17 protein-coding genes, 1 tRNA gene and 1 pseudogene are annotated in these 11,770 nt (G+C 38.5%); 7 read left to right on the top strand and 12 right to left on the bottom strand.

All coding sequences use genetic code 11. From position 1 onward, the window contains the following. Positions 1-118 precede the first annotated feature (118 nt). A complete protein-coding gene (locus ACIQAA_RS13670) occupies positions 119-298 on the bottom strand; it encodes a helix-turn-helix domain-containing protein (RefSeq protein ID WP_402620192.1) in 180 nt (59 codons plus the stop codon). Then, positions 223-495 carry a hypothetical protein gene (locus tag ACIQAA_RS13665; RefSeq protein ID WP_402620291.1) on the bottom strand — a complete coding sequence of 91 codons (273 nt, stop codon included), beginning with the start codon at positions 493-495 and terminating at the stop codon, positions 223-225. Before ACIQAA_RS13665 ends, ACIQAA_RS13670 begins: the two co-directional genes overlap by 76 nt. A 249-nt stretch (positions 496-744) precedes the next feature. Between ACIQAA_RS13665 and ACIQAA_RS13660 the strand changes: the two are divergent. After that, positions 745-972, top strand: a pseudogene (locus ACIQAA_RS13660) (tyrosine-type recombinase/integrase); the annotation flags it as partial. A gap of 146 nt (positions 973-1,118) precedes the next feature. Here the strand turns inward: ACIQAA_RS13660 and ACIQAA_RS13655 are convergent. Beyond that, positions 1,119-1,191, bottom strand: a tRNA-Val gene (locus tag ACIQAA_RS13655). A gap of 147 nt (positions 1,192-1,338) precedes the next feature. Between ACIQAA_RS13655 and ACIQAA_RS13650 the strand changes: the two genes are divergently transcribed. From ACIQAA_RS13650 to ACIQAA_RS13630, 5 genes are all read left to right on the top strand, one after another. Then, positions 1,339-1,563: a hypothetical protein gene (locus tag ACIQAA_RS13650; protein WP_402620189.1), complete on the top strand. Its 225-nt coding sequence runs from the start codon at positions 1,339-1,341 to the stop codon at positions 1,561-1,563. Positions 1,564-1,660: 97 nt separating this feature from the next. After that, a complete protein-coding gene (locus ACIQAA_RS13645; RefSeq protein ID WP_402620186.1) occupies positions 1,661-2,383 on the top strand; it encodes an alpha/beta hydrolase in 723 nt (240 codons plus the stop codon). A 102-nt stretch (positions 2,384-2,485) separates the two neighbouring features. Continuing rightward, on the top strand, positions 2,486-2,998 hold the full coding sequence (locus ACIQAA_RS13640; protein ID WP_402620183.1) for a YjcG family protein: 513 nt from the start codon (positions 2,486-2,488) through the stop codon (positions 2,996-2,998). Between the two features lie 6 nt (positions 2,999-3,004). Beyond that, entirely contained in the window at positions 3,005-3,427 is a 423-nt protein-coding gene (locus tag ACIQAA_RS13635) for a GNAT family N-acetyltransferase (protein WP_402620181.1), read from the top strand. A gap of 124 nt (positions 3,428-3,551) precedes the next feature. Further along, positions 3,552-5,840 carry a UvrD-helicase domain-containing protein gene (locus ACIQAA_RS13630; RefSeq protein WP_402620178.1) on the top strand — a complete coding sequence of 763 codons (2,289 nt, stop codon included), beginning with the start codon at positions 3,552-3,554 and terminating at the stop codon, positions 5,838-5,840. Between the two features lie 206 nt (positions 5,841-6,046). Here the strand turns inward: ACIQAA_RS13630 and spoVIF are convergent, their stop codons facing one another. From spoVIF to ACIQAA_RS13595, 7 genes are all read right to left on the bottom strand, one after another. Next, complete coding sequence (gene spoVIF, locus ACIQAA_RS13625) at positions 6,047-6,301, bottom strand: sporulation-specific transcription regulator SpoVIF (protein WP_402620175.1); 255 nt, start codon at positions 6,299-6,301, stop codon at positions 6,047-6,049. 137 nt (positions 6,302-6,438) lie between these two features. Beyond that, on the bottom strand, positions 6,439-6,555 hold the full coding sequence (locus tag ACIQAA_RS13620; protein WP_402620172.1) for a YjcZ family sporulation protein: 117 nt from the start codon (positions 6,553-6,555) through the stop codon (positions 6,439-6,441). Between the two features lie 95 nt (positions 6,556-6,650). Next, positions 6,651-7,007, bottom strand: coding sequence for a stage V sporulation protein AE (gene spoVAE / locus ACIQAA_RS13615; protein ID WP_307196710.1), 357 nt, complete (start codon positions 7,005-7,007; stop codon positions 6,651-6,653). A 3-nt stretch (positions 7,008-7,010) separates the two neighbouring features. Next, complete coding sequence (spoVAD, locus tag ACIQAA_RS13610) at positions 7,011-8,036, bottom strand: stage V sporulation protein AD (RefSeq protein ID WP_402620170.1); 1,026 nt, start codon at positions 8,034-8,036, stop codon at positions 7,011-7,013. Further along, positions 8,037-8,513 carry a stage V sporulation protein AC gene (gene spoVAC / locus ACIQAA_RS13605; RefSeq protein ID WP_402620167.1) on the bottom strand — a complete coding sequence of 159 codons (477 nt, stop codon included), beginning with the start codon at positions 8,511-8,513 and terminating at the stop codon, positions 8,037-8,039. Positions 8,514-8,531: 18 nt separating this feature from the next. Further along, positions 8,532-8,999 carry a sporulation protein gene (locus ACIQAA_RS13600; protein WP_402620164.1) on the bottom strand — a complete coding sequence of 156 codons (468 nt, stop codon included), beginning with the start codon at positions 8,997-8,999 and terminating at the stop codon, positions 8,532-8,534. A gap of 354 nt (positions 9,000-9,353) precedes the next feature. Continuing rightward, positions 9,354-9,692 (bottom strand): DUF1360 domain-containing protein, encoded by a 339-nt coding sequence (locus ACIQAA_RS13595; protein WP_402620162.1) that lies wholly within the window; start codon positions 9,690-9,692, stop codon positions 9,354-9,356. Positions 9,693-9,818: 126 nt separating this feature from the next. Between ACIQAA_RS13595 and ACIQAA_RS13590 the strand changes: the two genes are divergently transcribed. Beyond that, complete coding sequence (locus ACIQAA_RS13590; RefSeq protein ID WP_402620159.1) at positions 9,819-10,331, top strand: CotY/CotZ family spore coat protein; 513 nt, start codon at positions 9,819-9,821, stop codon at positions 10,329-10,331. A 50-nt stretch (positions 10,332-10,381) separates the two neighbouring features. Here ACIQAA_RS13590 and ACIQAA_RS13585 read toward each other — a convergent pair whose 3' ends face one another. Together ACIQAA_RS13585 and fabI are read right to left on the bottom strand one after the other, a co-directional pair. Then, entirely contained in the window at positions 10,382-10,879 is a 498-nt protein-coding gene (locus tag ACIQAA_RS13585) for a CotO family spore coat protein (protein WP_402620156.1), read from the bottom strand. Between the two features lie 116 nt (positions 10,880-10,995). Further along, a complete protein-coding gene (gene fabI, locus ACIQAA_RS13580) occupies positions 10,996-11,766 on the bottom strand; it encodes an enoyl-ACP reductase FabI (protein ID WP_402620153.1) in 771 nt (256 codons plus the stop codon). Between the last annotated feature and the right edge of the window lie 4 nt (positions 11,767-11,770).

Genomic DNA, 11,770 nt, shown 5'->3' with positions numbered 1-11,770 from the left:
AACAAATGGCGATGAAATCAATGGATGATACTTCTCCCCCAACTAGACATTGTTAAAGAAAATTTAAGCAATAACCCTGAGTTGTAATTTCACTTTTCATGTGATCTCTAATTAATATTCACAATAAATTATCATTTTCCCTTTTAATACTATATATAGTATTACTGGAAAGACCAGTTTGGTGATGTATGTTCATCACGCTTATACCGGCAGTTAATAACCTTACAACTTCTTCATAAATAATTTTATCTTTACCTGTTGCAGCTTCATGATATTTTCTTTTCTTTCCGGTAGACACTCCTTTTTCTTTTGCAATTTGAATCCCTTCACGCTGTGCGGTCTTGATCCGATTTCTTCTTCATCCACCCTCCAAGACAAAAGCGTTAAAACTAGATCGGAAACCAGCTGACCAACACCCTCAAGCTCCTTATATTTTCTTGTATCCAAAATCGGCATATTCAGGACCACAATGTCTATGTCTGCATCGATCATCATTGTTCACTCGTTACGGATTTCTTGTTTATTTCTTCCGAATCGGCTTAGTTCATGAACGATAAATCACATCACCGAACCTCATTTTAGGTCTCATTTCACGATAAACAGGTCTGGAAAAGTCTTTACCTGATTGTTTTTCCGAATAAATTTTTAATTTTCAGTCCATTTAAAATAAGATTCTTATTGAAGTAACCTGCTTCGTTAGTACAACAAGAAAAAAGCCGCCAAACCACATGGTGGAGAAGAAGATTAAATAAATTTGAACTACCGTATATTACGTTTCATGAACTTAGGCATACTTCAGCAACATTGCTAATTAACCAAGGTATCCATATGAAGACAATTAGTGCTAGATTAGGACATTCAAAGATTGGTACAACAATGGATCTTTACGGCCACGCACTTGAAAGTGCCGATGAAGCAGCAGCAAGTCAATTTGACCAATTTTTTACAACAAATAAAAAAGAACAAGCATAATATACGTTCTAGTTGTTTATTACTGATTTAAACTTTTTAAATTTGCCACCAATTTGCCACCAATTCATCTGTATTACTTCAAACTAAAATTCCTGTTATATAGAAAAAACCTTGATAACACAACGGTTACCAAGGCTCTGTATCGATGACCTGTGAGGGGTTCGAACCCCCGACCTCAACCCTGTCAAGGTTGCGCTCTCCCAGCTGAGCTAACAGATCTCTAATTAAGCTACAAATATTATTATAGTAAAAATTCTTAAAAAGTCAATAGTTTTTTAAAAAAACACATGTTCCAAAATACCTCGAATAAGGAACGAATGTTCGGATATAATAATAGTATAAAACATCAAGAAAGGCGGGAAAGACATGGATGGACTTTTGTTACGTTCTATAGAGGAAAATATTCCGTTAGAAATGATTTATCTATCACAAGACCAGCAAATTTCACAACGAAAATTAATTGTGAAGGAAGTGAATGAGGAGTACATTCGCGCTTATTGTCTGCTCCGTAAACAGGTTCGCACCTTCCGCCGGGAAAATATCTTATCTTTAATGCCAAATACTCGCCCCATTGATCGTTTTCTACACTAATCCACCCTCCTCCTATTCTCTTCTCTCCACTTGAGCATTTCCAACATAATTATGATAAAATGCATTTGTATCTATCGAACATTGGGGGAATTGTCGCATGGAGATACCAAAAGGCACGATAAAAGAACATACTATTAAAAGTAATGAGCTGGGGGAAGAAATCCTTCTTCTCATCTATTTGCCAGCAAATTACTCACCATTATATAAGTACTCACTGTTAATTGCCCAAGATGGCCGAGACTATTTTCAACTTGGTAAAATCGGTCGATTAGCAGATGAGTACCTTTTTGAACGAGAAATTGAAAATTTAATCATTGTTGGGATACCCTATAAAGAGGCAGGTGATCGCCGCAGGAAATACCACCCCGATGGTGATCAACATCAAAAGTACATTCGTTTTTTAGCACACGAATTAGTTCCGTTCCTGGATCAAGAGTTTCCAACCTACCATATGGGCTCTACCAGAGCGCTAATTGGTGACTCACTTGGAGCAACCGTATCTTTAATGACCGCCCTCCAATACCCGCACAGTTTTGGAAAAGTTCTTTTACAATCACCATATGTAAATGAAAAGGTCTTGGAAATGGTTAACAGCTTTACAGAAACTGAACTTTTAGAAATATATCACATCGTTGGAAATCTAGAAACACAGGTCCAAACCACTAATGGTGAAACAAGTGACTTCCTTATTCCAAATCGCAAGCTTTCATCTATCTTTTCCAGCAAGTCATTTACATACTTCTACGATGAATTTGATGGCAGCCATACTTGGACACATTGGCAGCCAGATTTAAAGAGAGCCCTTAAGATGATGTTTTAAATGTGATTTCATATTTTTTGAATATTTGCTATAATATCAGGAAGGTCCATGACTGCACCGATTAATCACAGAAAAATTCTTGTAAATCTGGAGGTTAGACATATGAAATTTGGGGTTGTTATTTTTCCATCAAAAAAACTACAAGATTTAGCGAATTCCTATCGTAAGCGTTATGACCCGCATTATTCACTAATTACTCCGCATTTAACGTTGAAGAATGCTTTTGAGGCAACTGAACAAGAAGTTGTCCATTTTGCAGATAAATTGCGCCAAATTGCAAGTAATTCCAATGCCTTTACCTTAAAAACAACAAAAATCAGCTCTTTTCAGCCGGTAAATAATGTGATCTACTTTAAAGTAGAGCCAACTGAAGAGTTAAACCAATTGCACCATGAAATCAATCAAGAATTTAGCGAGCAAAATTTAGAATATGCTTTCGTTCCGCATATTACCATTGGTCAAAAGTTATCGAATGATGAGCATTCAGATGTTTATGGCTCACTAAGGATGAAGAGATTTGACCATGAAGAGACTATTGACCGCTTCCATTTACTATATCAATTAGAAAATGGTTCATGGACGGTTTATGAAACATTTCGCCTAGGAAAGGAATAAACAACTGTGAATGTAAAGGTTTGTGAAAATGAAAAAGAAATACAAGATGCTTTCTCTGTCAGAAGAACCGTTTTTGTCGACGAACAAAATGTCCCTGAAGAAGAAGAAATTGATCACTTTGAGGAAGACGCAGTACATTTCGTTACTTACCATGAAGGTGAACCCGTGGCAGCTGGCCGCTTTCGTGTTATGGATGGTTTCGGTAAGGTAGAACGAATCTGTGTGTTAAAGGAAGCTAGAAATACTGGTTCTGGAAAAGCAATAATGAAAGAAATCGAAGCTTATGCTCAAAAAAATGGGCTGCATAAGTTAAAGTTAAACGCTCAAACACATGCTATCCCTTTCTATGCTAACCTTGGATATGAGGTAGTTTCAGAGGAATTTTTAGACGCAGGAATTCCACATAAGACAATGATAAAAAAAATTTAATTCCAAGCACTTGCCCTTTTAGCGGCAGTGCTTTTTTCATTTCTTGAATACAAGGGCACTTTTCGATATTAGCAGGTTTTGTTATCATAGAGTTTGTCGTATTTTTGAAAAAAGAGGCTAAAAAATGAAAACTGCTATGCACCAAAACCAAAGGATTGTTCTTGACCAATCCGCGAGGGAACAATATCAACTACTATATATGCACGGAAAAAATGGCGAATTATCCTGTCCTGTTTGCAATGAAAAAGTCCGGTTATTTCTCGGCATCCAGGAAGAACCTTATTTTTACCATATTAAATCTCCTGAACATAAATGCCCAGACCCAGTCATCAAGGAAGAATTGGAACCGGTCATTGTGGAACGAAATGGATTTCGTATCCCCCAAGGAAGAACGATTATTGAAACAACAAAAAATACAAGCTTATTCCGTCCAGCAAAAACGATTGAATGCTCTATTCCATTTAAAAAATCGGAAGGTGTAAACCATCTTGAACGCGACTCCTATTTAAAGGCACTAGCAGCAAATGGAGTCATCCTTGATAAAAGTCAAGCCGCTGCAGTTGTGGAAACAGAAGGAGCATTATTAGTCCTTGCTGGTGCGGGCAGCGGTAAAACACGAGTACTTACAGCACGTACTGCTTACATGCTGGATGTTAAAAAAATTGACCCGCGCACTATTATGCTCGTCACCTTTACCTCAAAAGCTGCTGGTGAAATGAAAAATCGTCTGCTATCCTATCCTCAGATTAAGAAGGAACAAATAAGCAAGCTGGTGACAGGCACCTTTCACAGTATTTTCTATCGTATTCTTATGTTCCATGAAGGAAGCAATTGGTCGTCAGAGCGTCTACTGAAGAAAGAATGGCAGCGCGATAAGATTTTGAAAGAGGCAGGCAGGGAAATCGATTTATCTGAAAAGGAATTTGCTTATGATTTAGCCCTTCAGCAAATTGGATTTTGGAAGAATTCTCTTCTATTTCCTCATGAAGTGAAGCCGCTTACTGATTGGGAGGAAAAAGCTGCTTACCTTTATAAGAAATATGAAGAATATAAAGCACAAAAAGGTTTATTTGATTTTGACGATATGCTGATTGGCTGCTATCAGCTATTGAGCAATTCCCCGTCATTACTTGAACTTTACCAGAACCGCTTTCAGTATTTTCTAATTGATGAATTTCAAGATATTAATAAGGTTCAATATGAACTAATAAAACTGCTTTCAGGTAAATATAAAAATGTTTGTGCTGTCGGAGATGATGATCAAGCCATCTATTCCTTTAGAGGAAGTGACCCAGTTTATCTGTTAGAATTTGAAAAAGATTTTCCATCTGCAAAATTGGTTTCACTTGAACAAAACTACCGCTCCTCTCATGAAATCGTCTCTGCAGCCAATGAGATGATTTCAAAGAATAAAGTTAGAAGAGTAAAGAAAATGAAAGCACAATTTGAATCTGGTACTTCTCCGATCCTCTTTTTCCCTTATGATGAAGAGGAAGAAGCAACGATGATTGTAACAGACATCCAGGAAAAAATCGTTCAAGGAGCAAAACCATCTGATTTTGCGATTATATATCGGACGAATGCAGGTTCTCGGGCTGTATTTGAACGTTTGGCAAGTTCGAACCTGCCTTTTAAAATAGATTTAGATTCAGAGGCTTTTTATGAGCGGCACATTGTAAAAAGTGTCCTTTCATTTCTAAAGATAAGCTTGGATGAAGATGACAATCAGGCATTATCTGATATTTTACCAAGTCTTTTTTTGAGTCAGACTGTGCTTAAGGATATAAAGGCTGAAAGCATACTGAAAGATTGTACCTATCTAGAGGCCCTATCCCATTTAAAAACGAAACATGCTTTTCAAGAAAAGAAATTAAAAAAGGCAGTACAGCTTATTCGCTCGTTGAAATTTACCGCCCCCTTAAAGTCAATTGAAACGATTGAAAAGGAACTGGGTTTTCTAGACTTTTTGAAAAAACGCGGCAATGAATCGAATCAGCAAGATAAAGGTTCTGATGATTTAAAGGATCTAAAAGTTGCAGCAAAAAGCTTTACCAGTATCCAAGCTTTCTTGTCTCATGCCGAGCATATGTCTGCCATGAACAAGGAAATCAAAAATTTAAGCAAGCATTTTCCCGATGCCATTAGTCTAAGTACCATCCACCGGGCAAAGGGATTAGAATACAGCAATGTATATATCATTGGAGCAGTTGATGGCAGTCTGCCTCATGATTACGCACTAGACAGCTCTAGAAATGGCGACTTTGCTGCCCTTGAAGAGGAAAGAAGACTTTTTTATGTGGCGATGACACGGGCAAAGCATGAGCTTCTTATGTCTGTTCCCCAAAATCGAAGAGGCAAGAAGGCTAATCCTTCGCGTTTTTTAACACCTTTGTTGAAACGACAGAAAAAATAACAAAAAGACCTGTTTCCATCAAGGAAAGAGGTCTTTACTTTTTGTGATGCTCAGTTTTTTCGTGTAATTTTTTCCAAATATTGTCTAAATGTACAAAACCCCCGAAAAAGTGTACAAAACTCACTGAAAAGTGTACAAAACCCCATGAAAAATGTACAAAACTTTTTGCAGCCCAAAAATGTTCACGACAATCTGTCTAGAATCACTTATTTCTTATTGATCATTTTTGAAATCGTATTAAAATCAAGCTGTTTTCCATCGTTAATAATAGACTGTACAATTTTATCTTCTGTGGCCTTATCTACGGGTTTGTTAGCAATTTGTGAAACACGGCGGATTACATTACGAACCGTTTTTTCATCTTTAAAGTCTGCATTTTGTAAGGAATTCGCTAAATCAAAAATATCTTTCATATTTACGCCAGTTTTCTTTTCGACATTTTTAAAAAAACCATTATCCATGGTAAATATCACGCTCCTTCATAGGCTACTGATAGTGTATGAAGGAAGGCTATAAATCGTGAAAAAAATAGATAAAAGAAAAGGCTGGCCTACTGATATGGCCAACCTTTTCTTTGCCTGCACGTTTATGCAGTTTCTTAATAAAAGCTTGCACCGACGATGATTAAAAGAATGAATAATACGACGATTAAAACAAAAGTTGAACCGCCGCCATATCCACCGCCGTGGCCATAGCCGCCATATCCACAGAACATAGAGTGTCACCTCACTTTGTAGTCTCATTAATAACATATGAGATATAGCTTTAAAGTGTACTGGGCGGCACTCTACAGACAACCTGTGAAATTTTTTAACCCTTTGGTTTAAAGATTAATGCGCCGATAAATCCAAAAATAATCGCCGCTGAAATTCCAGAACTGGTAACCTGGAACATGCCAGTCAAAACTCCAATCAGGCCATGCTTTTCTGCATCCTGTAGTGCACCGTGCACCAATGAGTTACCAAAGCTTGTTATTGGAATGGTGGCTCCTGCACCAGCAAAGTTAATGAGTGGCTCATAGAGACCGAAACCATCTAAAATGGCTCCTATTACAACTAATAAGCTTAGGGTATGTCCAGGTGTAAGCTTGGCGACATCAAATAAAAGCTGTCCGATAACGCAAATTAAACCGCCAACCACAAATGCCCAAAAATACATTGCTAACATAACTTACCCTCCCACTTCATTCATTTCAATGCTCACCGCATGTGCAATACAAGGAATCGACTCTTTTTGCTGAAAACTAAGGGGCGATAACAATGCACCCGTTGCAACCACTAATATTCGCTTAAATACTCCCTTTTTCATCTGATTTAACAAATGACCATATAAAACCGTTGCCGAACATCCTGCACCGCTCGCTCCAGCTTGAACAGGCTGGTCATCTTTATATAGTAATAGCCCACAATCTTGAAATTGTTTCCGTTTTATTTTAAGACCGTTTTTCGTCATTAATTCGAAGGTTGTTTCCTGTCCGATTCTTCCTAAATCACCGGTAATAATCAAATCATAGTAGGAAGGATCTAGTTCCAAATCCCGAAAATGGGCCATAATAGTATCCGCTGCCGCAGGTGCCATGGCACCTCCCATGTTATAAGGATCTGATAATCCCATGTCAATGACCTTTCCAATAGTTGCAGATGTGGTAACGGGGTGCTGCTGTCCAGGGATATTTTCAGTCAACATTGCAACCCCTGCACCTGTTACAGTCCATTGTGCTGTAGGCGGCTTCTGTCCTCCATACTCAGTTGGATAACGGAATTGTTTTTCTGTTGCTGCGTTATGGCTTGAGGCCCCTGTTAACACGTTGCGGGCACCTTTGTAATTGACCACAAAAGAGGCTAACGCCAACCCCTCCATCGAGGTAGAGCATGCACCAAACAGTCCAAAATAAGGGATTTGCACCGTCCTCGCTGCAAAGCTAGATGGAGTGATTTGGTTGATCAAATCCCCAGCAAATAAAAATTCAATTTGTTCCTTTTCCATCCTTGCTTTTTCTAATGTAGTCGTTATAGCCTCTTCAAGTAAAACTTTTTGTGCTTTCTCGTAGGAATCCTGTCCCATCCATAAATCTTCATGTAAAATATCAAAGTCGTCTGCTAAGTTGCCATTTGCCTCAAAGGGTCCGCCGGAGACACCCGTTGCCATGATCATTGGTCTGTTCTGAAAGATCCAGGATTGCTGCCCTTTTAACAATTACAAAACCCCCCACATTCCAAGTAGCGTTTTTATTAGCGCAACAACAAAAGCAGAGAACACCCCGAATAGTATAACTGAGCCAGCAAGTTTAAACATATTTCCGCCAACGCCTAATACGAATCCTTCTGTTCTGTGCTCGATGGCCGCCGATATCACAGCATTTCCAAAGCCAGTGACAGGCACAGCGCTTCCTGCACCTGCAAATTGTCCTAGACGGTCATAAACACCGAATCCTGTTAGCAGCATGGATAAAAACACCATTGTCGCAACGGTAGGATTACCAACATTCTGTTCAGTAAAATGGAAAAAATATATATAAAAGTAACTTATTGCTTGACCAATAGCACAAATCAATCCGCCGACCCAAAACGCCTTAATACAATTCTTTAATACAGGTCTTTTTAGTTCATGCTTCTGTTGAAGCTGTTGATACTTTTGCTGTTGAGGCGTCATTTTTTTCTGCTTGCTCGCCATTTGGTGTCCATCCCTTCCTTACTTCATATCTGATGTCATTTTTACAATTTCGTTTAACCGTTTCTCAGCCTGCTTGTCCGAGAGGCTTCCATTATCTCTTCTTTCAACAAGCCGTACTGCTTCTAGAAAAATCTTATAGTCGCTCGAAACTGTGAATTTTTCTTTTGGGTATTTCTCTTCCAACTTTTTGTTTAGGTCCTTTTCAATTTGTTTCATTCTAAAACGCTGCATATGCTTTACTTTGTAGACAACAAGTGTTGCTTTTTTCCCCTTCACAACAGCCACATCATAAATCTCATCCATACTCTCAACTTCCCGCTCAATACCTTCAACTTTGTCCTGGCCGTTATTTTTTTCAGTCACAGTCGGGTTAGGATTGGTCGTTTTCATGAGAGCCAATTGGCTTTTCTTTTCTGTTTGCTCCTGACTGCACGAGACCAATAATGTTACGCAAACTATTGTTATTACTCGAATTATGTAGACCATTTCTTTCCCTTCCCTTTTTCAAATTATAGATTTCACTACATAGTAGTTTTTTCGAGATTATCGGAAATTATGACAAGGTTAGGATAATTTTTGTATTTAGTTCCTAATTGGACAAAAAAACTGCCGTCATAAAACGGGCAGTTTAACGATTATCTTTGAGTTTTTTTGCCGCAGCCACAGCCTTTTTTCTTTGCAGATTTTTTTGTTTGAGATTTTTTTGTGGATTGTGTTTTCTTATTCCCCTGATTCACTTTTCACCACTCCCATACTTAGTCCTACTTATAAGATATGAAAGAAGTTAAGAACTTGTCTCGGGCGGACAACTATTTTAGCTTATTTATCCTAAATCCAAAGCTAAACAATGGATTCCAGTATGGCCGCTAAACCTGCAACAGCAAACACGAGAATAAATGGCACGAAAACAATAGGTAAAAGCAGGTATCCAACGACCACTGCCGCTGAAACCCAAACTCCTGTACACCAATAACAGCTAAGCAGCTCCCCAATAAATTTTTTTATTGGCGTTCCCTTCGGAAGGTAATATACCTCCATTGTCCCTTCTTCATTTTCTTCTTCGACCTCATCAAAGAACGGATCACGGAGAAATTCTGTGATTTTATCAAATACAATGAGCCGGGTTAATCGGAATGAGGCCAATGCCAATATAGTAAAATTTAATAAATCAATGTTCATCTTTTCCGTCCTTTCCATATAATAGCCTAATTTTCTTCAAAAAGGCGTTTGTCCGTTACCCAAATGGTCCTGTTTAAATATGTTAGTAATGTAAGATAAATATCACGGATTAAGGAGGAGTAATTAATGGGTTGTGGCAGAAATAGTGACTCTCGCAGTAATAGCGGCTGCGTATGCGATGTAGTACGTGCAATTAAAGACATCCAGGATAATGCGGTATTAGATGATGAGTGCGTAGATTGTCCAAGTTGTTTCTTGGAGCCGCTTGGTTCATTAGTTTCACCGGCAAGGAGAGATCGTGCTGATACTCGTGTATTTGTATTAAAAAACGCTGATGGCTCGCCATTCCACGCGTTCTTTAGCGGTGAAAACAATGCTTGCGTATCAATCTTCTTCCGCGTGGAAGACGTATTTGATAACTGTTGTGCAACACTTCGTGTCCTCATTCCAGGACGCAGCGATGATGGTAGATTTATGCCGGTTAATCTCGTTGCAGGCGGAGACAGATGCTGTATTAACCTTGAAAGAGTCTGTCAGGTTAATCGCTTCAGAGCAACCAATGACTGTATTACAGTTGATTTAAATTGTTTCTGTGCGATACAGTGTATTGCCGATGTAGATCTTGGTATTTGTGACTAATACTTTGTAATAAAATGAGCCAGTCGATTAAACCCGGCTGGCTTTTTTGTTTATCGTTTTATTCCTATCATCATGACATTTTTCAGACTCTCGAAAGGTATAGTTTCAGTTGTTTGATCTGGAAATCGAATGGTTACATCTTGTTCGTTATACTCGACTAAATAGCCTTGGTAGTTCTTTTCTTCGGTATAAAAGACACATGGAACAGGTGGTAATGCTTTAGGGAAATTGTCCAGGTATTCTAGCCGCTCAATAAGATTCATTTCCTTAAAGCCTTTTACACGATTAAATGTACGTTTTTTTTCCTGATTATTTTGGGATTTTTCCTCCTGCTTCACTTCTTTTACTTTGGACTGTTTTGGTAAGTCAGTCTTAGCCAGTGAGACCTCAAGGCCTTTCTTGCTGCTTTCCTCCTCTAGCTGTAGTTCCTCAATCGGCAGTTGAACCTCCTGCCGGTTTGTAAAAATTTCCTGCATGTTTTTTACAGGTGTATTTAAAAAGGTCTGTGAGACGTAAAGTAACGGTCCACGTTTTGCCTTTTTCTCCATCCAATTCACCTCCATTTACCTAGCCCTACACTCTATATGTATGCAAATTGCCTATACTCGTTCTTAAAAAATATACATAGTAAAAGCCCGCTATTTAGATAGCGGGCTAATGACAATTATAAAATGTGAAAACCTGAATCGACGTGAATGTTTTCTCCCGTAATACCACGAGACAGATCGCTGAATAGGAATAGTGCGGTATCACCGACTTCTTCTGGAGTTGTAGCTCTACGTAAAGGTGCTTTTTCTTCAATCACCTTTGTAATAAGATTAAAATCACTAATACCTTTTGCTGACAATGTCCTAATTGGACCAGCAGAGATTGAATTGACACGAATACCTTCTTTTCCAAGGTCTTCAGCCAAATAACGAACACTGGCATCAAGAGAAGCCTTTGCAACACCCATGACATTATAATTCTGAATGACTCTTTCGCCGCCTAAATAGGTTAATGTGACAATACTTCCACCTTCTGTCATTAACCCTCTAGCCTCTTTTGCCACAGCAGTTAAAGAATAAGAGCTAATATTATGCGCCAGCAAGAAGCCTTCTCTTGTTGTGTTCAAATATTCTCCGCTTAATTCTTCTTTATTAGCAAAAGCAATACAGTGTGCAACACCGTGGATGGTACCTACGGCTTCCTTAATTTCAGTGAAGCACTTCGCCACTTCCTCATCCTTTGTTACATCACATGGCAGTACAAGTGTACCTTCTGCTTCTAATGATTCCGCCAATTCTCTTACACTGCTTTCAAGTCTTTGACCTGCATAGGTAAAGATTAATCGAGCTCCTGCATTGTTCAGCGAACGCGCAATTCCCCATGCGATACTACGTTTATTTGCAACACCCATTACAACATATGTTTTTCCTGCTAAAGAAAGATTCATATAG

The sequence above is a fragment of the Neobacillus sp. NPDC093182 genome, assembly GCF_044754045.1.
The sequence above is the reverse complement of the archived record's forward strand: the minus strand, read 5'-3'. Positions and strand labels throughout refer to the sequence as shown.